The following is a 21,557-nucleotide window of genomic DNA, read 5'->3' as shown; positions in this document are numbered from 1 at the left end:
TATGAAAAATAACATCAAAACATACATTATAGTAGGATCGACCATGATCTTAGGTATTTTTATTGGTGCCAGTTTGTTTTCTTCAGAATCACAAAATGAAGCAAACGACCAAGTTCAACTTCAAGAAAGTGCCGATACTTCGGCATATACTTGCTCCATGCATCCGCAAATCCGTCAGGAAGAATCCGGCGATTGCCCGATTTGTGGTATGGAGTTAATCCCGGCGTCTTCTATGAAAGACCATATCGATCCTGATGCGATTAAAATGAGCAAAACCGCACGTCAATTGGCGGGCTTAGAAACCATGGTTGTTGGTAGTCAAACTCAGGATCCTGGATTAGAATTTTCCGGTCGTTTGGCGATCAATCAAAATCTGACTCAAACACTTACAGCTAATTTCAATCTTAGAATAGAAACCCTCTATGTCAATGATGAAGGCGAAAAAGTAAATAAAGGTCAGGTGATCGCTGAATTATATGCGCCGGATATTCAAGTGATAAAAGAAGAATGGAATTTAGCTAAACGTCAACAAAATGAACAGCTTTTAAATAGCATCAAACAAAAAATTAAAAACTACGAATTGTCGGTAAGCGATGTTGAATCACTGAATCAAGGGAAGTTAAAGTTAAGAGCTCCAAGATCAGGTTATATTACCGAGTTGATGGTTCAGCAAGGTGATAACCTGAAAGCTGGCCAAAACTTTATGCGCATTGCTGATCTATCAAGCCTTTGGGCAATGGTAGATGTGTATGAAAACGATCTGGGGAAGATCAATATTGGAGACAAGCTTAGCATCCAGACATCAAATCAGCAAAATATACAAGGTAAGATAACTTTTATTTCACCGATTTTAGATGACAATAGTCGTTCAGCTCAAGCAAGAGTAGTCATTGATAATACTGATCAGCAATTAAAACCGGGTGTTTTTATCAAAGCCAAATTATCGGTAGAAAAAGAGAACGCAACGTCTTCTAAAAGCTTGATGATCCCCAAATCGGCCGTGCTTTGGACGGGAAAACGCTCCGTCGTATACCAACAATTGGAAAATGAAAACGGCGTCTATTTCAAGATGAAAGAAGTGGAAACTGGCCCATCATCAGCAGCATTTGTTGAAGTTTTATCGGGATTAAATGCCGATGATAAAATCGTAACTCATGGCGCATCTAGCATCGACTCTGAGGCACAATTAGCCAACAAACCGAGTATGATGAACCCTGATGATATATCTTTAAATACTCGTCTTGATGATCATAATGAATCAAAAACTAAGGAAATTGCGGCTGAAAATGAAGTAAAAGAGATGGCTAATGATCCTGAAACAGTTAAAGACCTCATTTCAGTCTATAACAAATTAAAAAATGCGCTGGTATTAGATGATTTTGAAACTTCAAAACGCCATTATAAAAAGGTTATTGCTTTGCTAGCTAAGTTGAGTATAAAAAAATTTAAAGATATCGAAGAGTTAAGTTCAATTAAAGAATTAAGGAAAGAGTTTATAGTAGTATCTGGAGAAGTGATAAGAATTGTAAAAACGACCAATTCACTGGACAAAACGATTTTTATACAGCGCTGTCCAATGGCTGATAGTGGAGAAGGAGCGCGGTGGTTAAGTTTTTCTGATCAGATCAGAAACCCCTATTATGGCGCTTCGATGCTCAAATGTGGAAGTGTGGTTGATTCTATTCCATAATTGAATTTTTTAGCATTGAGTCTTGTTTTGAAATTGATTAGTTTTGTGGAAATTCTATCGCATGCGTCAATTTTCTAAATGCAGTTTGGTAACACCAACTTATAATTGGCCGGAAGCACTAAATTTACTTTTAAAAAGTGTGCTAAACCAAACTCATCTGCCTGATGAAGTCATTATAGCTGATGATGGCTCAACAGAAGAGACGACAAAATTGATTAAGACTTTTCAAGATAAATTTCCAATTCCTCTTATTCATATTAAGCATGAGGACAAGGGCAATAGAAAGCCTCGTATCATGAATAAAGCCATAGCTAAAGCAAGACACGATTATATAATTGAAATTGATGGCGACATTATCATGCATCCCGAATTTATCAAAGACCATTTAAGATTTGCTAAAAAAGGCCAATATCTCTATGGCTCAAGAGTTAATATTCAAAAAGAATTTTTACCAGACTTATTTTCAAAAGAAAAAATCACGTTTAATTATTTTTCTAAAGGCATAAAAAAACGAGGTCGAACTCTACATTTGCCTTTACTGACTCGTCTTTACAAACCGGTAGAAAAACGTTCTCGAAAACTAAGAGGATGTAATATGTCTTTTTGGCGAGAAGATTTTGTCAAGGTTAACGGTTTTAATGAAGAGTTGGTCGGCTGGGGAATTGATGATTCCGAAATGATTCAACGCTTGCACAATATTGGTCTCGTGGGTAAACGACTTAAGTTTGCCGGAATTGTTTATCATATTTACCATAAAGAACAATCAAAGTCTCATATAGAAGTGAATTTGGAAATAGAAAGACAAGCCGAAAGAGAAGAGCTTAAGACAATAAAAAAAGGGGTTTCACAATTTTTATAGCAAAATGTTAGATATTTCAGTAATAATCATTAATTACAATTCATCTAAGTATACAATTGAATGTGTCAAATCGATTATTGCTCATACTTCTGATAAATTGAATAAAGAGATTATCGTTGTAGATAACAATTCTAATAACTTGGACTTCACGGCTTTGAAAAAAGCATGTAAAAATCTCAAGATTGCGTCATTACATATTTATAGAAATCAAAAAAATTCAGGTTTTGGTGGTGGTAATATGTTGGGGTACAGGTATTCAAAAGGGAAGTATCTTGCTTTTATAAATAATGATGTTCTGCTGAATAATGATTGTCTTGGACTTCTAAAAAATGAATATGATATCAATACTAAAATTGGGATTTCTGGTCCGACTACATATACCAACGGAGGTAAAATATTGCCCACGTTAGACTTTTTTGCATCACCGGTTAAGTATTTTTTTGGTCGGAAGTTTTTTAAATTCACAAGGCCAAAACTATTTCATGATCGAAACCGAAAACTGCATAAGACTACATTCGGAGATTTTGTATCAGGTAGTTTTATGTTTATTAATCGTGAAGTATTTAAAAATATTGGTGGATTTGATGAAAACATTTTTTTATACCATGAGGAAACAGATTTATGTAAACGACTCAAAAAATCAGGATTAGGTGCTGCAATAATACCTCAAGCTGAGTGTTTTCACTATCATGGAGCAAGCACAGAAAAATCAATTCGTATTAAAACTGAATTGAAAAGGTCTTTACTTTATGTAATAAGAAAACATTACGGCATTTTTTCCTATAAACTTATTCATGTACATATGGTTCTTAAATACAGTTTCAAAAGCCTATGGAATACTAAATATAGATTTTTGAGGAATCATATTTTACAAGGCGTTACACTCAATAAATCAACACACATTATTCATGAAAATTGAAATATTAAACAGTTTAGAGGTTTTAAACTCAAAAAAACTTCTATTATATCCTACCGACACCGTGTGGGGTATTGGCTGTGATGCAACAAGCAAAACGGCCGTTAAAAAAGTCTATCAACTCAAACAACGGGATGATTCTAAAGCTTTAGTCTGTCTAGTTAAAGATCTCAATATGTTATCAAAATACGTAAAATATATTCCTGACCCTGCGTTAGAATATTTAAAACAAACCGACAGACCGACAACGATTATTTACCCTAAAGCCCAAAATTTAGCCAAAAATCTTATTGCTGAAGATGGCTCTATTGCCATACGAATTTGTCAAACCGAATTTTGTCAACTACTTCTCCATGATTTTAATAAACCTATTGTGTCAACTTCGGCAAACATTAGTGGACAACCAACACCAAAAGTATTTGCTGAAATTCAAGATGAAATTTTAAAAGGCGTGGACTATGTTGTAAATTTGCAAAATCAAAATAATAGCGAGACCAAACCTTCAAGAATCATAAAGTTTGATGAACAAGGTCAAGTGCAAATTATTAGAGACTAACATCAATGATATCAAAACTTACTGAAGCATTAACCCATCCCATTTTTAAAACGATATCTGAAGTCGCAGATGAAATGAATATAGACACTTATGTCATCGGCGGCTATGTGCGAGATTTTTTTCTTCATAGAGAACAAGTAAAAGACATAGATATAGTTTGCGTTGGGAATGGCATTCACTTGGCTGAACACGTTGCTAAGGCCTTACAAATCAATAAAAAACAGGTCAAAGTCTTTAAACGTTTTGGCACCGCAATGCTGCGTTTTAAAGATATCGACATCGAGTTTGTCGGCGCAAGAAAAGAGTCTTATGCCAAAGATAGTCGCAACCCAGAAGTTGAACCCGGAAGTCTTGAAGATGATCAAAACCGAAGGGATTTTACCATCAACGCCTTGGCTTTACAATTAAATTCAGATCATTTTGGCAAACTTCTCGATCCTTTTGACGGCATACAGGATTTGAAAATCAATATCATCAAAACGCCATTAGAGCCGGAGTTGACATTTTCTGACGATCCTTTGCGAATGATGCGAGCCATTCGGTTTTCTGCCCAATTACATTTTAAAATTGAAGGACAAACTTTTAATGCTATTCAGCAACAGGCCAACCGTCTTAAAATTGTGTCTCCAGAGCGTATCATTGATGAGTTTAATAAAATTATGCTGACGCCAAAACCCTCTTTTGGACTCAAACTTCTATTAAAATCCAGACTATTAAAATACTTTTTGCCTGAACTTACTGCATTACAAGGCGTAGATGAGGTCGACGGTCAGCGACATAAAGAAAATTTTTGGCATACCCTAGAAGTGGTCGACAATATATCAGAAAAGACAGAAAATTTATGGTTGCGCTGGGCAGCTTTACTCCACGATATTGGTAAGGCGCCCACCAAACGCTTTGATAAAAACATAGGATGGACATTCCACGGTCACGAATACAAAGGCTCAAAAATGGTTTATAAACTTTTTAAGCGTTTAAAAATGCCGCTAAACGACAAGATGAAATACGTTCAAAAATTGGTCTTTATGAGTTCTCGTCCGATTGCGGTTGTTGATTCTGATGTGACCGATTCTGCCGTAAGACGACTCATTTTTGATGCCGGTGATGACTTAGATGACCTTATGACACTTTGTGAAGCCGATATCACCACCAAAAACCCAAAACGTTACAAAGCTTATCACAATAATTTTAAGCGGGTTCGGGATAAAATTAAAGATGTAGAAGAACGCGACCATATCCGAAATTTTCAGCCACCCATCAGCGGTGAAGAAATTATGAAAACCTTTAACATCAAACCTTCAAAAGAAATTGGTATCATTAAAACTGCCATTAAAGAAGCTATTCTTGAAGGCGAAATTCCAAATGAAAAAGAAGCCGCACGAGAATTTATGCTCCAAAAAGGGAAGGAGTTGGGTTTAAAAAAAATCATGCTATGAATTATATAAATAAAGAAAAGGGATATTATGTAAATGAAAGAGCAGAAATGCTTGATTTTTTTCCAAAAGAAGCTAAAACGGTTTTAGATGTTGGTTGTGGGCAAGGTACATTTGCTCAACAAATTAAAGAAATGTACAAGACTGAAACTTGGGGAATTGAATATATGTCTTCCCATGCCATGGAAGCAGACAAAATTTTAGATAAAGTGTTTAGCGGTGCCTGTGAAGATTTTTTGGAAGATTTACCGGATAATTATTTTGACGTCATATATTTTAATGACGTTTTAGAACATTTGGTGGATCCTTATAATGTGCTTAAAAAAATAAAGTCAAAACTGACAACAACTGGTATAATTATAAGTTCTATCCCAAATATTCGCTATCATAATTCTATGCGAATGTTCTTATTTGATAAAGACTGGAAATATGAAGATAGTGGTGTAATGGATCACACCCATATGCGTTTTTTTACTAAAAAAAGCATTAAACGAATGTTTAAAGAAACAGGGTATAAAATACTAGAAAACAAAGGAATAAATAAATCTAAATCTATCAAACCTTACTTGATGAATTTATTTTTACTCTGTTCAGCTTCAGATATATTTTATCCTCAATTTGCAACGGTTGTTTCAACATCAGATTGAGCACTTCAATTGATTTAATTAATATGCTTCTGTGCTTTATAAGACGAACGCACTAAAGCACTACTTTCTACATGTCTAAAGCCAAGTTCTTTCCCTATGGTTTCATATTTTTTAAATTGATCTGGGGTAATAAATTGTTTTACAGGTAAGTGTTGCTTACTCGGTTGTAAATATTGTCCAATTGTAACCACATCTACATCTACAGAACGTAAATCTTTCAAAGTATGAATCACTTCATCTTCTTTTTCTCCAAGACCAAGCATGATACCTGATTTAGTTCTACGAATGCCTTGTTGTTTTAAATATTCTAAAACGCCAAGACTTCTGTCGTATTTCGCCTGAATTCTAACCTCTCGTGTTAAGCGTCTCACCGTTTCCATATTATGAGATACCACTTCTGGACTCACTTCAATGATACGGTCAATATTTCTTTTGACACCTTGAAAATCAGGAATTAAGGTTTCTAAGGTTGTTTCAGGATTCATACGTCTCACAGCTTGAACGGTTTCCGCCCAAATGATAGATCCCATATCTTTTAAATCATCGCGGTCAACACTTGTCAGCACTGCATGCTTAATTCCCATAATTTTGATAGAACGCGCTACTTTTTCAGGTTCGTCCCAAGCCACATCTTCTGGGCGACCAGTTTTAACACCACAAAAGCCACAGGAACGTGTGCAAACATTACCGAGTATCATAAACGTTGCCGTACCTTCACCCCAACATTCGCCCATATTAGGACAACTACCTGATGTACAAATGGTATGTAAATCGTACTTGTCGACGAGTTTACGTAGATTTCTGTATTTTTCACCAGTAGGCAATTTTACCCGAAGCCATTTGGGTTTACCTTTTGTTGTGGTTTGCTTTTCAGTCGTTTTATTGGCGACTTTTTGTTTGTCTTTAGTATCTGGCGTAGCAACAACAGTGCTCATAATATTCAATTTTATACAAATTTATAAAATAAAGATGAGTTAGCTTTACGTATTGTGTTTTCAAACTAAATATTAAGAAAGCTTTTGAAATTGATGATGAAAAATAAAAACACTATGAAGTATTATGACCAAAAAAATAACCATTAAGAAGTTAAGACACATGAATACTCAACAAAAAACTCTAAATGAACTTAATGCCTTAATGGTTAAAAAATAGAAATACTTAATCGTGATGATAAGGTAAATTATGAATGATAGAAAACGCGCGGTAGGTTTGCTCCATATAAATCAATCGAATCATTTCATGTGTAAAAGTCATAGACGACAAAGCGATTTTTTGATTTGCCCTTTTGTAAATATCTTGTGAAAACCCGTAAGGACCACCAATCAAAAAGCTATGCGTTTTAACGCCTGAGTTCATTTTTTTTTGGTAATATTCTGCAAATCCACGTGAAGTCAAAGATTTTCCTTTTTCATCCAGTAAAACTACCCAGTCGCTTGGTTTAATGTGCTTTAAAAACAATTCTGCTTCTTTGCCTTTCTGTTGTTTTTTAGAAAGGTTTTTGGTCTTTTTAAAATCCGGCAAACTTAGACTTTCAAACTTGATAAAATGTGAAAGACGTTTTTCATAGTCTTGAATCAAGCTGTCTAATTCGTTTTGCTTGGTCTGACCGATTTGTAGGAGTTTGATGTTCATTTATTTAGCGATCAAAATTAAATGTATATTTAATATTTTTAAAAAAGTTATCATTGCGATGAGCCGACCAAAAGAGGCGAAGTCGCAATCTACAAAAAAGAAAACTACTCGTCTTGGCGAAATTAGTGAAACCATCTCTTTAATTTTTACCAGTAGAATATATTAAATGAAAAATATCATATTTTATATACCCATACTAAAATTTATTTTTCTATTAAGATAAAAATTCATAGAATAGAAGACCTTTGCAAGTCGTATAAAACTATTAATTAATGAACAAAGGAATTTATATCGCCACCAGCGAACCCGATAGCGGTAAGTCACTAGTAGCCTTGGGTCTAATGCGTATGCTCTTATCTAAAACCGCTAAAGTAGGTTATTTTAGACCCATCATCGACAGTGATTTTAAAGGTAAAGACGATAACCATATCAATACGATACTTTCTCATTTTGATTTAAACTTTACACATGAAGAAGCTTATGCATTTACACGTTCAGAGTTTATAGATAAGCGTAATGCAGATAAAGACGGTGAAATCTTAGACACTATTATTGAAAAATATAAAACTTTAGAAGAGCGTAACGACTTTATGTTAGTCGAAGGAACAGATTTTTCTGGTGAAGGTACAGCAATAGAGTTGGATGCCAATATTTTAATTGCTCAAAATCTGGGTCTGCCAACACTGATTGTATCTTCTGGCGTAGGAAAAAGTTTGGATGAATTTATAAATGGTTTGCATTTAGCTTATGATTCTTTTGACGAAAAAGGGGTGAAAGTGTCTGCTGTGATAGCCAATAAAGTCCAAGAAGAAAATCTAGAAACCATTATCAAAGGCGTTGAACAAAACCTACCTAAAGATACAGTTGTCAACGCAATTCCACTTATTTCTGGTTTAAAAAATCCAACTATTAAAGAAATTGCAAAATCAATTGATGCTAAAGTTTTATTTGGTGAAGATATGCTGAATAACCAAAGTAGCAGTTTTAAGGTTGGTGCTATGCAACTCAGAAATTATTTGACCTATCTTGAAGATGGTTGTTTAATCATAACGCCCGGAGATCGTGCTGAAATCATACTTGGAGCACTTCAAGCCAACATATCCAGCAATTATCCTAGAATTTCAGGAATTGTATTGACTGGAGGTTTAGTACCGGAGAATTCTATTATCAAATTGATTGACGGTCTGCAATTTGTTGCTCCTATTTTGTCGGTACAACAAGGCACATTTGAAGTCGCCAATAAAATAGGCAATATGCGTTCTCACATTTATGCTGATAATGAGGAAAAAATACTGTTATCCCTAAATATGTTTGAAAAATATTGTGACGTTGATAGGCTTTCTGATAAACTTATTACGTTTAAACACAATGGAATGACCCCAAGAATGTTTCAATATAATTTACTTAAACGCGCCAAAACCCAGCGTAAACATATAGTTTTACCAGAAGGTAATGACGACAGAATTATTGCAGCTACATCTCGACTGGCACTAATGGATTTTGTCGATATTACCTTGCTTGGCCAAAAGGACAAAATTAAAGAAGCTAGCTCAAGGTTGGGCTTAAATTTTGATTTCAACACAATAAACATCATTGATCCTTTAGATTCTGTATATATAGAAGACTTTGCTCAAACCCTTTATGAACAAAGGAAACACAAAGGAATGACTATCGATATTGCGCAAGACTTAATCAGGGATGTTTCTTATTTTGGGACTATGATGGTATACAAAGGTATGGCAGATGGTATGGTCTCTGGTGCAGCTCATACTACACAACACACGATAAAACCCGCTTTACAATTTGTTAAAATGAAACCTGAAGTCTCTGTGGTCTCGTCTGTATTTTTTATGTGTTTAGAAAATCGGGTTTCTGTATTTGGCGATTGTGCGATTAATCCTAATCCCAATGCAGATCAGTTGGCCGAAATCGCTTTATCCTCTGCGGAGTCCAGTCAGGCTTTTGGTATTGAACCTAGGATTGCAATGCTATCTTATTCATCAGGTTCTTCCGGTAAAGGTGAAGATGTTGAAAAAGTAAGAAAAGCTACAGAGCTGGTCAAACAAAAACGATCAGAACTCAATGTTGAAGGCCCAATTCAGTATGATGCTGCTGTAGATATGGCCGTTGGTCAAAGCAAATTACCCAAATCTAAAGTTGCAGGTCAAGCCACAGTTTTAATTTTTCCAGACCTAAATACTGGAAATAATACCTATAAGGCTGTTCAGCGTGAAACAGGTGCGGTGGCTATCGGACCGATGCTTCAAGGCTTAAATAAACCCGTAAACGATTTAAGTCGTGGTTGCACAGTTGATGATATTTTTAATACGGTAGTGATTACCGCCATACAAGCTCAAGATATTTAATTATGAATGTATTAGTTATCAATTCTGGCAGTTCGTCACTCAAGTATCAGTTGATTGATATGCCAAATGAGAGCGTAAAAGCCAATGGATTAATTGAACGCATTGGTGCAGAAAATGCCAAAATTACTTACAAAAAAGAGGGTTTTAAAACCAGTAACGAACTCCCAATTAAAAATCATGAAGAAGCTTTAACCCAAATGAATAGCCTTTTAATGGATAAACAGTTTGGTGTGATTTCTAATAAAAATGTTATTAAAATCGTTGGACATCGTGTTGTTCACGGTGGACAATCTTTTTCAAAAACTGTAGAAATCACACAAGATGTCAAGTCAAAAATACAAAGTCTTTGCACTTTAGCGCCATTGCACAACCCACTAAATTTAAAAGGCATTGAAGTGGCCGAAAGAGTGTTCTCTAAAGCCCAACAAGTTGCAGTTTTTGATACGGCTTTTTTACAATCATTGCCACAGAAAGCCTATCAATTTGCCATTCCAAAATCTTTTTTAGAAGATGAAGACATCAGAGCTTATGGCTTTCATGGAACAAGCCACAAATATGTTTCTGAAAAAGCACAAGTGTTTTTAAAATCTAAAAATCAACCCAATTCCAAGTTAATTAGTATTCACCTCGGCAACGGCTGTAGTATGACCGCAATAAAAAATGGCAAAGCCATTGACCATTCAATGGGATTCGGGCCGGCAAATGGCTTAATTATGGGCACACGCGCTGGTGATATTGATCAATCCGTGATTTTTTATCTGATTGATAAGTTAGGTTATTCTGCAGAACAAGTGAATAACATCTTGCTTAAAGAAAGCGGTATGTTAGGTTTAACAGGTTCAAATGATTTGCGAGATATCCAACAACAAGCTGAAGCAGGAAACGAAGATTGTCAATTAGCTTTAGAGATGAATGCCTATCGTATAAAAAAATATATTGGCGCTTATACTGTTGCCCTCAATGGATTAGATGCCATTGTTTTTACCGCTGGAATTGGCGAAAACTCAGCTTTAATGCGAGAATTGGTTTGTAAAGATATGGATGTTTTAGGACTTCAAATTGATCAAAGTAAAAATCAATTGACTTCAAAAGAAAGTAGAGACATCAGTAAAGCAAATTCTAAAGCCAAAATTTTAGTGATTCCCAGCAATGAAGAACTTGAAATTGCTAAACAAGCCTACAAAATATCAAATTGAGGCTTTATATTTTAGTCTAATTTATCAATAGATAATATTCAATTATCTTTGTAAACTAAAGTAAATTTATGATAAGCGGTGCACAATTTCAAAACGAGATTGATTTAATTATAAAAAATGCGGTTAGAGAAGATATTGGGGATGGTGATTATTCATCATTGGCCTGTATTTCTTCTAAGGTCAAAGGTCAAGCACAACTTTTGGTTAAAGACAACGGTATAATCGCCGGCATTGATTTTGCGAAACAAGTTTTTAAATCTATTGATACTGACATAGAAATCAATACGCTTCTTAATGATGGTGATCAAGTTGAAAATGGTGATATAGCATTTACAGTAATAGGCTCAAGTCAATCAATTCTCAAAGCCGAGCGTCTCGTCTTAAACGCTATGCAACGCATGAGTGCAATTGCTACCAAAACCCATGATTTTGTCAAGCAACTCAAAGGCACAAAGACTCAAATTTTAGATACTCGAAAAACAACACCTGGTATTCGCGCCCTTGAAAAATGGGCGGTAAAAATTGGCGGTGGTACCAATCACAGATTTGCACTATATGATATGATTATGCTCAAAGACAATCACATTGATTTTGCTGGTGGCATTCCACAAGCTATTCAAAAAACGCAGGATTACTTAAAAAACCATCACTTAAATTTAAAAATTATTGTAGAAGCGAGAAGTTTAGAAGAAGTGGAAATGATTTTAAAACAAGATGGTGTGTATAGAATTTTACTTGACAATTTTAATTATAAAGACACCAAGAAAGCCGTCGAATTAATAGGAGAGAAGTGCTATACAGAATCTAGTGGTGGCATTACTTTAGAAACGGCAAAACATTATGCTAATTGTGGTGTTGATTTTATATCAAGCGGCGCTTTGACCCATTCTGTTTACAATATGGATATGAGCCTTAAAGCGATTTAAAATGTCAGACCCTTTAGATAAAACCATATCAGAAACACCTATTATAAAAGATATTGCAAAAGGCTGCAAAAAGGTAAAACTGCCCAAACTCGACGGATTAACTTTATACGATTTAATTAAAATTTATTTTTTTGGTATCATTAAAGGTACTTTTTCAACACGTGCAAGTTCTATTGCCTTTAGCTTTTTTATGGCAATTTTCCCGTTTTTGCTATTTATTTTAAATCTCATTCCGTTTATTACGTTTATAGACGATTTTCAAAGTGAAGTCCTTTATTTTATTGAAGATTTAATGCCAACTCAAGCGGCTAATTTTTTTAGTGATATTTTTGTTGACATTGCCAATAACCCAAGAGCTGGCTTGTTGTCTTTTGTGTTTTTGCTGTCTATTTTTTTAATGTCAAATGGTGTTAATGCCATATTTACAAGTTTTGAGTTTTCTTACCACACCAGAATTAACCGTACCATTATTCGACAATATATCGTTGCCGTAGGAGTGGCTTTAATCATCGCGATTTTACTTTTAATTTCAGTTACCATTACGATTTATTTAACTTACATTATAGAAAACTTAAGGCATTTTGGTATTGTTGGAGATACTATATTTTGGGCAAAAATTGGTCGTTATGCAACACTTCTTATTATGCTCTATATTGGAATAGCTATACTGTACTTTTTTGGAACCAAAGAAGGACGTCAATCGCGTTTCTTTTCTGTAGGAGCATTGTTTACAACTTTTTTAATTATCCTGACGACTTACTTGTTTTCATTTTACATCGAAAATTTTTCAACTTACAATAAACTTTACGGTTCTATTGGTGCCTTGTTGGTTTTAATGATATACATTTGGTTGAATTCTAACATCTTTTTGTTGGGTTTCGAACTTAACGCGAGTATCCAAAAACTAAGAAAGCAAACTTAAATTTTTCATATCATAAAAGGAATTTTTTAACTTAATTATTATACTCAAATTATGACTCAAAAGCTCTATAAATCAATCAAAATTAAGAATGTGATTATTGAACTTCATTAGAATATTTTTAACAATTATAAAGTAAAACAAATTTGTCTCAGCTACAGTCATATATCATTTACGAAGACAATCATCTTTTTGTCATTAATAAGCCAGTAGGGCGTTTAGTACAAGGTGACGCCACAGGAGACGAACCTTTAAACGAAACTGTTAAAACATACATTAAGCAGAAGTATAACAAACCGGGCAATGTTTATTTGGGTGTGGTCCATCGTTTAGATCGTCCGACAAGTGGCGTTTTAGTCTTTGCCAAAACCTCAAAAGCCTTATCTCGACTTAATAAACAATTTAGTGAACGCCAAACTCAAAAAATCTACTGGGCTATGGTCAAAAATAAACCCAAAGCAACTCAAGCACGGTTGGTTCACTATTTAAAGCGAAAGCCCAAGCAAAACAAATCTTATGCTTACCCAAAATCAATACCAGGTGCCAAACAAGCTGTTTTAAATTACAGGCTTCTTAAATCACTGAAGCATTATCACCTGTTAGAAATAGAACTCGAAACCGGTCGACATCATCAAATTCGCTCACAATTGTCTTATATTGGCTGTCCCATCAAAGGTGATTTAAAATATGGAGCTAAGCGAAGCAATTTTGATGGCGGAATTGACTTACACGCTAGAAAACTCAGCTTGATACATCCTACAACAAAAGAGAAAATGTGTTTTGAAGCAGATTTACCTCATAATAATTTGTGGCAATCTGTGTTATAAGCCTATTTCTTTCTTTATTTTATTTATTTTTTCTTCTAAAACTTTGTCTACTTCTTTGTAAGTCTCAGGGGATTTTAAAGTGGTATTCACACTGATATAAAATTTAATCTTCGGTTCTGTCCCGCTTGGTCTTGCCGCAACTTTAGTTCCATTTTCAGTATAGTAAATCAGCACATTCGATTGAGGCAAACCCAACTGAGAACGCTCATGGTTTTGCAGGTTTTTTGAAACTGAATTCAGATAGTCTTCAATTAGTATCACTTTCTCTCCACATATTTCTTTTAACGGATGGTCTCTTAAGTTTTTCATTTTTTGTTGAATCTCCTTTTGACCTTGAATCCCTTTTTTAACCAAAGCTACTAACTCTTCTTTATAAAAGCCATGTTCGGTATAGAGCGCTATCAATTTTTCATAGACAGATGAGCCCATAGATTTTAAATAAGCGGCAATTTCGCAAATAAGTAAAGTTGAAGTAACAGCATCTTTATCTCTAACAAAGTCTCCAACCATAAAACCAAAGCTTTCTTCTCCACCTCCTATGAAGTGTTTTTTGGGAAAGGTTTTAATTAAATCAGCTATCCACTTAAAACCCGTCAAAGTTTCCATATACTCGACACCATAATTTTCGGTCATGACACGCATCATAGGTGTTGAAACTACTGTAGAAGCCACAAACTCATTACCCTTGAGTTTGGTTTTATATTCTTCTAGCAGAAACCAAGTCATTAAAACCATGGTTTGATTGCCATTAAGTAATACCATATTGTTGTTTTCATTCCTTACAGCAATGCCAAGGCGATCGCTGTCAGGATCTGTGCCAATTACAATATCACTCTCATGTTTATTGGCGAGATTGATAGCCATTTTTAGTGCTTCCGGTTCTTCAGGGTTTGGTGACTTTACAGTAGGAAAGTCACCGTCCGGTTCGGCTTGTTCTTCAACAATTTTCAGTTGCTTATATCCAGCTTGAGATAAGGTTTGAGGTATTGACTTGATAGATGTACCGTGAATAGGAGTAAACACTACTTTTAAATTTTCCCTAGCAGATTGAGAGATGTTTTTTTGACCATTTTTTATAGCATCTTTAATGAATTGCTTATCAATATCTTGACCAATCACAGAAATCAGGTTTTCCTGCGGTTGAAATACAATATCTTTAAATTGTAATTGATTGATTTCTTCAATAATATCTTGATCTTGAGGAGGTACCAGTTGTCCACCGTCTTGCCAGTACACTTTGTAGCCATTGTATTCAGGTGGATTGTGGCTAGCAGTAAGAACAATTCCGCAATGACAATCCAGCTTTTTAAGGGCGTAAGACAATTCTGGTGTTGGTCTTAAATCTTCAAATAGAAAAACCTTAACCCTATTTGCAGAAAATACGTCAGCAACAATCTTAGCTAAACTTTTACTATTGTGACGACAATCATAAGCAATCACCACGCGATGGATAGTATTGGGAAAGGTTTTTTTGAGATAATTACTTATCCCTTGTGTGTTTTTCCCTAAAGTATATTTGTTAATTCGGTTAGTTCCAGCACCCATAATACCACGCATACCACCAGTACCAAAATCAATATTAGTATAAAAAGCATCTTCTAGCGTGGATGGATCATTTTGAATGAGATGTTGTACAGACTGTTGTGTATCTTGATCAAATGGTTCTGCTAACCATTCCTGTGCTTTTTCTAAAATTTCCTTTTTCATGGTTCAAATTTTTTCTGAAATATTATACCTGAATTTTGAAGACTGATTGTTTAATATAAGTTCGCCTATAAAGCCAGCTAAAAACAGTTGAACTCCAATAATCATACTGGTTAATGCAATATAAAAAAAGGGATTATCAACTACTAGTATGTTGGGGAGTCCGTGGTATAGCTTATATAATTTTGAGGCTCCAATATAAATAGCTGAAAGTAAGCCGATAACAAACATCAATACACCTAGAGCTCCAAAAAAGTGCATAGGACGTTTGCCAAATCTAGAAAAAAACCAAAGCGAGACTAAGTCCAAGAAGCCATTGATGAAACGCTCAGCACCAAATTTGGTTTGGCCAAATTTCCTCGCTTGATGTTTAACGGGTTTTTCATCTATTCTTGTAAAGCCTTCATTTTTTGCCAATACAGGAATATAGCGATGCATTTCGCCTTTAACGTCTATAGACTTTATAACCTCTTTTTTGTAAGCCTTTAACCCACAGTTAAAATCGTGAAGTTTTAGTCCAGAGGTCTTTCGAGCAGCAAAGTTAAAGAGTTTTGAGGGCAAATTTTTAAATAAAATAGAGTCGTAGCGTTTCTTTTTCCAACCAGAAAGTATATCCAAATTATTGTCTTGAAGAACACTTATCATTTCAGGAATTTCTTCAGGGCTGTCTTGCAAGTCAGCGTCCATCGTAAATACGATTTCTCCTTTGGCTAAATTGAAGCCAGCGTGAAGGGCTTGAGATTTACCGTAATTTTTTGAAAACCGAATCGCTTTGATTTCTGGGTGAGTTTTCTTTAAACTTTTGATAGTACCCCAGGAATTATCTGAACTACCATCATCTATAAAAATGATTTCATATTCAAAACTAAGGTCATTCAAGACTTTATTTAGCCTAGCATATAATTCAGATAGCGAATCTGCTTCATTTAGTAAAGGAATGACAACTGAAATCAACATGTTCTAATTTTTCTTAATCAAACCTACAATTAAACCAACAATAAAAGATTTAAACAGCAGGTTGAATAATGCAAAGGTGCCTAAGGTAAAAGGCGATAGCATGGTTTTTGTCATTGCTAAAGTTTGTTTCATCTGTTCATCAGAGAGTTCACTATTGGTTTGCTCAATGGCCTGTCTGCTTTCTTCTAACTTAAGAGGAATGAATTCAGTATCAATCGAATTATAATGTAAATAAGTGTAAATCCCATAAATGATTCCACTTATTAAACCGACAATAAGGCCAATTTTTAATGCCTCTCCCAATTTAAGGTTGTTGCTGTTATTTATTTTGAATAGGTGAATAGGATAAAACACCAAAATTACGGCAACAACCACAGAGATAAATGACATGAGTAAGCTGTCTTCAAAATTGAACTTGTAACTTAACCAAAGCAATACTGATGAATACAAACCAAAAATGATTCCGCAGTTGATACTTATTTTTTTATAATCTATCATCCAAATCTTATTTAAAAAATAAATCAAAACAAATATAAAACAAATCCATTGAGCAGTACTGACTCCTTTCAAAAGTTTATGCTACTTAAGTAAAAAAATCAATAAATAAACCTAATAATATTTACATTTAAATTTTTTATATCCAAAAAAATATTAATTTTGCAACCCGTTTCCTTGACATCCTAAATTCTAATGATTTAGTTTCTTTAAATATGGAACAATATACATGTTTTCAACATATCGAAATTTATCGTCAGTATAGAATCCGAGTATATTTTTTTGGAACGGTCACACTGGTTTGAATACGAATTGGAATAAAATAAGGTCGCGTAGCTTCCGCCTCCGCTTTGCTTCGGACGGACAGGCAGCTTTGAAATATTGAATTTACAAATGTGATATTTGATATATTGCATTTTAAACTGGTCGCGTAGCTCAGCTGGATAGAGCATCTGCCTTCTAAGCAGACGGTCACAGGTTCGAATCCTGTCGCGATCACTAAAACCTTACAGAGATGTAAGGTTTTTTGTTTTTAGAAAATGAAATACCATACTTATATATTGTACTCTAGTAGTCTTGATAAATATTATATAGGTTATACAAGTATTTCATTAGAGGAAAGACTTAAAAAACACAACGCAAATCATAAAGGTTTTACGGGAAGAACCACCGATTGGTTAGTGGTCTATTTTGAAAGATTTGATACAAAACAAGAAGCTTATGCCCGGGAGCGAGAAATTAAGTCAAAAAAATCAAGAAAATTCATAGAGAAACTCATAGCTGGATAGAGCAACCCGACGTCAATGTCGGAACGGTCACAGGTTCGAATTTCCGATATTCGGAACAGGCTCTGTCGCGATCACGACAAGCACAAAACCAAGACTGCGATAGCAGTGGTTTTGTATCCGCCTGATCGGCAGGGTAGGTTTCCAGCATTGATTGCCATCAGAATCTTTAATCCTGTCCAATGATGTGATGCTCCAAACATCAAATATCAAAAGCTTTTGTAAGCGATCCTATTCTATTACGACGAATTCTAAAAAATAGAATTTATGTCAACATTTGAATTAAAAACGATAGACAATGCCGATGTAGAGGCAAGACCCATTTTAAAATCTGCTAAAGATAATATGGGTATGGTACCCAATTTGTTTGCAGTTATGGCAAATAATCCTTCATTATTAAAAGCCTACACTTCTGCTGATGAAAGCTTTAGACAAGATTCTGGGTTTTCTCCAGTTGAACAAGAAGTGTTATTGTTAAGTATTGCCGTTGAAAATGGTTGCACCTACTGCGTTGCTGCACATTCTTTTATAGCAGATAACCAAAGTAATGTCCCTGAAGAATTTACCAACGCCATTAGAAAAGGTAAAACCATTCCCGACACTAAACTTGAAGCCTTGAGTCAATACGCTAAAGCCGTTGTAAAAACAAGAGGATATCCTTCTGATGAAGTTACTCAAGCTTTTAGAGATCAGGGTTATACCAATAGACACATCGCAGGTGTGGTTACAGCAGTTGGGATGAAAACATTTTCCAATTACATCAATCACATTGCAAACACACCTTTAGATCAAGCCTTTGAAAGTCGAAAGTGGGATAAATAGTAGTTTTTCATGATTGATTGGAAGCCCTGCACGATTCGCTCTGCAGGGTTTTTTTATGAAAAGATTATTAGTGTTTAGAAGTAAAAATAGACTTTAATTATATTATTTCGCATTTTTAAAAATTGATATGAAATTAATTTTAAAACTAGCAGCAATCTACAATATTTTATGGGGCTTGTGGGTCGGTTTGTTTCCCAACCAATTTTTTGAATTAGTTGGCATGCCTTTGCCTGTTCATACTATGATTTGGCAAGGTATGGGCATGGTGATTGGTGTTTATGGACTTGGCTATTGGTGGGCGTCGTACGCTCCGATGCGGCATTGGCCTATTGTTGCAGTTGGATTTTTAGGGAAAATCTTTGGACCTTTAGGTTTTTTCATCCAATATTATCGTGGTGAGATTCCATTTGAATTTTTTTATACGCTCATTACCAACGATTTTTTATGGTGGATTCCTTTTGGATATATTTTATGGAAAACTCATAAAGATTACCATTGGAAATTAACAGACAAGTATGCAGATTGATCACATTTATATGTATAAACTTATTCCGGATATAGGATTGATGGTCTTAATTTGGTTAGTTCAGTTGATAATTTATCCAAGTTTTAGGTACTATAATCCTAACAATCTTAAATCATGGCATCGTCCTTATACGAGTAGAATTACTGTTGTTGTTTTACCATTAATGCTAAGTCAGATTGTCATAAGTATTATATTGTTATTGATATCAAATTGGTCCAGTTATTATATCATAGACTCTTTACTTGTTCTATTGACCTGGGTTTTGACATTTGTTATTTTTGTGCCGCTTCATCAAAATATTGATAAAAATCAAGAGGCCTCAGCGAGTGTTTCTCAACTTATAAAATACAACTGGTTAAGAACAATATTATGGTCATTGATTGCGCTTTTGAGCATTTATAAAACACTGATAGTAAATTAATTGTAGTTCAAAAATCTTAAAGATTATTAATTTATTGAAATAAATTTGGCTATATTAAATAAAAAACATATAATACCGAACTTAATTAATCACAAATATATATGAGACAGTTAAAAATAACAAAACAGGTTACTAATAGAGAGTCAAAGTCTTTAGATAAGTATTTACAAGATATCAGTAAGGTTGATCTTATCACAGCTGAAGAAGAAGTGGAATTGGCTCAAAGGATACGAGAGGGTGACCAGGTGGCTTTAGAAAAACTGACTAATGCCAATTTACGTTTTGTGGTTTCTGTTGCAAAACAATATCAAAATCAGGGTTTAAAATTACCTGACTTAATAAACGAAGGTAACGTAGGACTAGTGAAAGCTGCTAAACGCTTTGATGAAACCCGTGGTTTTAAGTTTATTTCTTATGCAGTCTGGTGGATTAGGCAATCTATTCTTCAAGCCCTTGCGGAGCAGTCTAGAGTTGTGCGATTACCATTAAATAAAATTGGTGTCATTAATAAAATCAATAAAACATTTTCACACCTTGAACAAATTAATGAAAGACCACCATCGGCAATAGAGATTGCAAAAGAACTCGATATGTCTGAATCTCAGGTAAAAGTCGCCCTTAAAAATTCTGGTCGTCATCTCTCGATGGATGCACCGTTTAAAGAAGGTGAAAACGATTCTAACCTCTATGACGTCTTGAGCTCTGCAGAATCTCCAAATCCGGATGATCAATTGATGAAAGATTCCTTAAGCGTAGAAATCAATCGTGCCCTGGACACGCTTTCACAACGTGAAGCTGATGTGATTCGTTTAAATTACGGTATTGGTAATCAACCTGCCATGACACTTCAAGAAATTGGTGATATGTTTGATTTAAGCCGCGAACGTGTTCGTCAAATTCGTGAAAAAGGCATTAGACGTTTAAAGCACCAATCTAAGAATAAAATGCTTAAAAAGTATTTGGGATAGTGAAGTGCTGTTTAAAATTCAATTCAACCGTTGAAGTTATTTCAACGGTTTTTTTATTTATAAATTATTTATCAATAAAAGTATTTGATTCAAAAGCTATATTTTTTGTTTTTAATTTTGATTAAAATATTTTAATATCTTCAAATAGACTTTTTTCAGGGAAATGCTCCTCAAGGATAAATGGAGATCTCGCCTCCTTGTGACTATCCACTTTTTTGGACACTTTAAACCAAGCATCATGTTTTGAGCTATTATGACAATTAGGGTGGGGAAGAACGATGAGTTCAATCAATTTTTTGATATGAGGCGTGTTTTTTTCTTCCTGCGTCATATTTTTAACGGCATCAGTATTTTTCAAACTCGGGCTTTTAGCGTATGTCCAATTGAGATCGTCAAACAATATGATGCCATTAGGCTTTAATAGTTTATCTACAAGAAAAAAAAGCGCATGCATCGGTTTCAAAATTATGTGCTCAGTCCAAATAACAAAAATCAAAAATTGGCTGGCAAATACCATTTACTGTATTTTTATCGATCAATTTCATCAACTCCCAATTATAAGTTGTATTGGCTGAAATAGAAGTAATGTAGGTTGACAGGTTACATTTTTTTGCCAAATCTTCTACATTAGGAGATTTGTGGGCAGAATCTGCTTTGTCAATTGTTATGATATGGCCAGATTTTATTTCATCTAGAGCTGAAGCCATGTAGCAGCTTCCTGTTCCATATGCTGTACCTAATTCAAGAATATTTACCAGTTTATGCTTAATGATCAACTCGTATATGATTTTTCCTTGAGTGCTAGACATATAGGGAATGTCTTTTAATAAGCTAGAAATATCTTTAAATTTCATACAACATCAGATAAATGTGTTATTAAGACAAACTAGCCATTTAATTTATTATAAATTC

23 protein-coding genes and 1 tRNA gene are annotated in these 21,557 nt (G+C 34.5%); 17 read left to right on the top strand and 7 right to left on the bottom strand.

What is annotated here, in order from left to right:
• Position 1: 1 nt before the first annotated feature.
• The 6 genes from FCN74_RS06330 (at position 2) to FCN74_RS06305 (ending at position 6,101) form a co-directional block, all read left to right on the top strand.
• The gene (locus FCN74_RS06330) at positions 2-1,690 is read left to right on the top strand and encodes an efflux RND transporter periplasmic adaptor subunit (RefSeq protein ID WP_138931746.1); all 1,689 of its coding nucleotides are present in this window, start codon (positions 2-4) and stop codon (positions 1,688-1,690) included.
• Between the two features lie 61 nt (positions 1,691-1,751).
• Positions 1,752-2,549 (top strand): glycosyltransferase family 2 protein, encoded by a 798-nt coding sequence (locus FCN74_RS06325; protein WP_138931745.1) that lies wholly within the window; start codon positions 1,752-1,754, stop codon positions 2,547-2,549.
• Between the two features lie 4 nt (positions 2,550-2,553).
• The gene (locus tag FCN74_RS06320; RefSeq protein WP_138931744.1) at positions 2,554-3,468 is read left to right on the top strand and encodes a glycosyltransferase family 2 protein; all 915 of its coding nucleotides are present in this window, start codon (positions 2,554-2,556) and stop codon (positions 3,466-3,468) included.
• Positions 3,458-4,021: an L-threonylcarbamoyladenylate synthase gene (locus FCN74_RS06315; protein WP_138931743.1), complete on the top strand. Its 564-nt coding sequence runs from the start codon at positions 3,458-3,460 to the stop codon at positions 4,019-4,021. Before FCN74_RS06320 ends, FCN74_RS06315 begins: the two co-directional genes overlap by 11 nt.
• Before the next feature lie 5 nt (positions 4,022-4,026).
• Positions 4,027-5,457: a CCA tRNA nucleotidyltransferase gene (locus FCN74_RS06310; protein WP_138931742.1), complete on the top strand. Its 1,431-nt coding sequence runs from the start codon at positions 4,027-4,029 to the stop codon at positions 5,455-5,457.
• A complete protein-coding gene (locus FCN74_RS06305) occupies positions 5,454-6,101 on the top strand; it encodes a class I SAM-dependent methyltransferase (RefSeq protein ID WP_138931741.1) in 648 nt (215 codons plus the stop codon). The genes FCN74_RS06310 and FCN74_RS06305 overlap by 4 nt, the downstream gene beginning before the upstream one ends.
• 14 nt (positions 6,102-6,115) lie before the next feature.
• Here FCN74_RS06305 and lipA read toward each other — a convergent pair whose 3' ends face one another.
• Positions 6,116-7,036, bottom strand: a complete 921-nt coding sequence (gene lipA, locus FCN74_RS06300; protein ID WP_138931740.1) for a lipoyl synthase — start codon at positions 7,034-7,036, stop codon at positions 6,116-6,118.
• A 223-nt stretch (positions 7,037-7,259) separates the two neighbouring features.
• Entirely contained in the window at positions 7,260-7,733 is a 474-nt protein-coding gene (rlmH, locus tag FCN74_RS06295; RefSeq protein ID WP_138931739.1) for a 23S rRNA (pseudouridine(1915)-N(3))-methyltransferase RlmH, read from the bottom strand.
• 272 nt (positions 7,734-8,005) lie between these two features.
• Between rlmH and pta the strand changes: the two genes are divergently transcribed.
• The 5 genes from pta to FCN74_RS06270 all read left to right on the top strand — a co-directional run bounded on the left by pta (position 8,006) and on the right by FCN74_RS06270 (position 13,967).
• On the top strand, positions 8,006-10,099 hold the full coding sequence (gene pta, locus FCN74_RS06290) for a phosphate acetyltransferase (RefSeq protein ID WP_138931738.1): 2,094 nt from the start codon (positions 8,006-8,008) through the stop codon (positions 10,097-10,099).
• Positions 10,100-10,101: 2 nt separating this feature from the next.
• The gene (locus FCN74_RS06285; protein ID WP_138931737.1) at positions 10,102-11,295 is read left to right on the top strand and encodes an acetate/propionate family kinase; all 1,194 of its coding nucleotides are present in this window, start codon (positions 10,102-10,104) and stop codon (positions 11,293-11,295) included.
• 68 nt (positions 11,296-11,363) lie between these two features.
• Positions 11,364-12,221, top strand: coding sequence for a carboxylating nicotinate-nucleotide diphosphorylase (nadC, locus tag FCN74_RS06280; protein WP_138931736.1), 858 nt, complete (start codon positions 11,364-11,366; stop codon positions 12,219-12,221).
• A gap of 1 nt (position 12,222) precedes the next feature.
• The gene (locus FCN74_RS06275; protein WP_138931735.1) at positions 12,223-13,143 is read left to right on the top strand and encodes a YihY/virulence factor BrkB family protein; all 921 of its coding nucleotides are present in this window, start codon (positions 12,223-12,225) and stop codon (positions 13,141-13,143) included.
• Positions 13,144-13,286: 143 nt separating this feature from the next.
• Positions 13,287-13,967, top strand: coding sequence for an RluA family pseudouridine synthase (locus FCN74_RS06270; protein WP_138931734.1), 681 nt, complete (start codon positions 13,287-13,289; stop codon positions 13,965-13,967).
• Here FCN74_RS06270 and FCN74_RS06265 read toward each other — a convergent pair.
• The 3 genes from FCN74_RS06265 to FCN74_RS06255 are packed head-to-tail and all read right to left on the bottom strand — an operon-like array spanning position 13,962 to position 17,126.
• On the bottom strand, positions 13,962-15,674 hold the full coding sequence (locus FCN74_RS06265) for a phospho-sugar mutase (RefSeq protein ID WP_138931733.1): 1,713 nt from the start codon (positions 15,672-15,674) through the stop codon (positions 13,962-13,964). The two genes, FCN74_RS06270 and FCN74_RS06265, sit on opposite strands and share 6 nt — an antisense overlap.
• 3 nt (positions 15,675-15,677) lie before the next feature.
• The gene (locus FCN74_RS06260; RefSeq protein WP_138931732.1) at positions 15,678-16,628 is read right to left on the bottom strand and encodes a glycosyltransferase family 2 protein; all 951 of its coding nucleotides are present in this window, start codon (positions 16,626-16,628) and stop codon (positions 15,678-15,680) included.
• Between the two features lie 3 nt (positions 16,629-16,631).
• Complete coding sequence (locus FCN74_RS06255; RefSeq protein ID WP_138931731.1) at positions 16,632-17,126, bottom strand: DUF4199 domain-containing protein; 495 nt, start codon at positions 17,124-17,126, stop codon at positions 16,632-16,634.
• A 421-nt stretch (positions 17,127-17,547) separates the two neighbouring features.
• Here FCN74_RS06255 and FCN74_RS06250 point away from each other — a divergent pair.
• The 6 genes from FCN74_RS06250 to FCN74_RS06225 all read left to right on the top strand — a co-directional run bounded on the left by FCN74_RS06250 (position 17,548) and on the right by FCN74_RS06225 (position 20,645).
• Positions 17,548-17,621 (top strand) — tRNA-Arg (locus FCN74_RS06250).
• A gap of 41 nt (positions 17,622-17,662) precedes the next feature.
• Positions 17,663-17,911, top strand: coding sequence for a GIY-YIG nuclease family protein (locus FCN74_RS06245; RefSeq protein ID WP_138931730.1), 249 nt, complete (start codon positions 17,663-17,665; stop codon positions 17,909-17,911).
• Between the two features lie 264 nt (positions 17,912-18,175).
• A complete protein-coding gene (locus tag FCN74_RS06240) occupies positions 18,176-18,730 on the top strand; it encodes a carboxymuconolactone decarboxylase family protein (protein WP_138931729.1) in 555 nt (184 codons plus the stop codon).
• Positions 18,731-18,857: 127 nt separating this feature from the next.
• Positions 18,858-19,256, top strand: coding sequence for an alkyl hydroperoxide reductase (locus FCN74_RS06235; protein WP_138931728.1), 399 nt, complete (start codon positions 18,858-18,860; stop codon positions 19,254-19,256).
• The gene (locus FCN74_RS06230) at positions 19,246-19,677 is read left to right on the top strand and encodes a hypothetical protein (RefSeq protein ID WP_138931727.1); all 432 of its coding nucleotides are present in this window, start codon (positions 19,246-19,248) and stop codon (positions 19,675-19,677) included. Before FCN74_RS06235 ends, FCN74_RS06230 begins: the two co-directional genes overlap by 11 nt.
• Before the next feature lie 101 nt (positions 19,678-19,778).
• Positions 19,779-20,645, top strand: coding sequence for a sigma-70 family RNA polymerase sigma factor (locus FCN74_RS06225; RefSeq protein ID WP_125086876.1), 867 nt, complete (start codon positions 19,779-19,781; stop codon positions 20,643-20,645).
• 121 nt (positions 20,646-20,766) lie between these two features.
• On the opposite strand, the gene FCN74_RS06220 is transcribed toward FCN74_RS06225, so the two are convergent.
• Both FCN74_RS06220 and FCN74_RS06215 read right to left on the bottom strand, forming a co-directional pair.
• Complete coding sequence (locus tag FCN74_RS06220) at positions 20,767-21,099, bottom strand: hypothetical protein (RefSeq protein ID WP_138931726.1); 333 nt, start codon at positions 21,097-21,099, stop codon at positions 20,767-20,769.
• Positions 21,100-21,118: 19 nt separating this feature from the next.
• Positions 21,119-21,499, bottom strand: coding sequence for an O-methyltransferase (locus FCN74_RS06215; protein ID WP_138931725.1), 381 nt, complete (start codon positions 21,497-21,499; stop codon positions 21,119-21,121).
• Positions 21,500-21,557: the final 58 nt, after the last annotated feature.

Origin of the sequence: Mesohalobacter halotolerans, from assembly GCF_006120725.1 — a bacterium.
Taxonomy (GTDB): Bacteria; Bacteroidota; Bacteroidia; order Flavobacteriales; family Flavobacteriaceae; genus Psychroflexus; species Psychroflexus halotolerans.
This window is presented reverse-complemented; position numbering and strand designations above follow the sequence as displayed.

Bases quoted from the DNA above. Each gene is read 5' to 3' on its own strand.
- FCN74_RS06330 (WP_138931746.1), top strand. From the start codon at position 2: ATGAAAAATAACATCAAAACATACATTATAGTAGGATCGACCATGATC.
- FCN74_RS06325 (WP_138931745.1), top strand. From the start codon at position 1,752: ATGCGTCAATTTTCTAAATGCAGTTTGGTAACACCAACTTATAATTGG.
- FCN74_RS06320 (WP_138931744.1), top strand. From the start codon at position 2,554: ATGTTAGATATTTCAGTAATAATCATTAATTACAATTCATCTAAGTAT.
- FCN74_RS06315 (WP_138931743.1), top strand. From the start codon at position 3,458: ATGAAAATTGAAATATTAAACAGTTTAGAGGTTTTAAACTCAAAAAAA.
- FCN74_RS06310 (WP_138931742.1), top strand. From the start codon at position 4,027: ATGATATCAAAACTTACTGAAGCATTAACCCATCCCATTTTTAAAACG.
- FCN74_RS06305 (WP_138931741.1), top strand. From the start codon at position 5,454: ATGAATTATATAAATAAAGAAAAGGGATATTATGTAAATGAAAGAGCA.
- lipA (WP_138931740.1), bottom strand. From the start codon at position 7,036: ATGAGCACTGTTGTTGCTACGCCAGATACTAAAGACAAACAAAAAGTC.
- rlmH (WP_138931739.1), bottom strand. From the start codon at position 7,733: ATGAACATCAAACTCCTACAAATCGGTCAGACCAAGCAAAACGAATTA.
- pta (WP_138931738.1), top strand. From the start codon at position 8,006: ATGAACAAAGGAATTTATATCGCCACCAGCGAACCCGATAGCGGTAAG.
- FCN74_RS06285 (WP_138931737.1), top strand. From the start codon at position 10,102: ATGAATGTATTAGTTATCAATTCTGGCAGTTCGTCACTCAAGTATCAG.
- nadC (WP_138931736.1), top strand. From the start codon at position 11,364: ATGATAAGCGGTGCACAATTTCAAAACGAGATTGATTTAATTATAAAA.
- FCN74_RS06275 (WP_138931735.1), top strand. From the start codon at position 12,223: ATGTCAGACCCTTTAGATAAAACCATATCAGAAACACCTATTATAAAA.
- FCN74_RS06265 (WP_138931733.1), bottom strand. From the start codon at position 15,674: ATGAAAAAGGAAATTTTAGAAAAAGCACAGGAATGGTTAGCAGAACCA.
- FCN74_RS06260 (WP_138931732.1), bottom strand. From the start codon at position 16,628: ATGTTGATTTCAGTTGTCATTCCTTTACTAAATGAAGCAGATTCGCTA.
- FCN74_RS06255 (WP_138931731.1), bottom strand. From the start codon at position 17,126: ATGATAGATTATAAAAAAATAAGTATCAACTGCGGAATCATTTTTGGT.
- FCN74_RS06245 (WP_138931730.1), top strand. From the start codon at position 17,663: ATGAAATACCATACTTATATATTGTACTCTAGTAGTCTTGATAAATAT.
- FCN74_RS06240 (WP_138931729.1), top strand. From the start codon at position 18,176: ATGTCAACATTTGAATTAAAAACGATAGACAATGCCGATGTAGAGGCA.
- FCN74_RS06235 (WP_138931728.1), top strand. From the start codon at position 18,858: ATGAAATTAATTTTAAAACTAGCAGCAATCTACAATATTTTATGGGGC.
- FCN74_RS06230 (WP_138931727.1), top strand. From the start codon at position 19,246: ATGCAGATTGATCACATTTATATGTATAAACTTATTCCGGATATAGGA.
- FCN74_RS06225 (WP_125086876.1), top strand. From the start codon at position 19,779: ATGAGACAGTTAAAAATAACAAAACAGGTTACTAATAGAGAGTCAAAG.
- FCN74_RS06220 (WP_138931726.1), bottom strand. From the start codon at position 21,099: ATGCATGCGCTTTTTTTTCTTGTAGATAAACTATTAAAGCCTAATGGC.
- FCN74_RS06215 (WP_138931725.1), bottom strand. From the start codon at position 21,499: ATGAAATTTAAAGATATTTCTAGCTTATTAAAAGACATTCCCTATATG.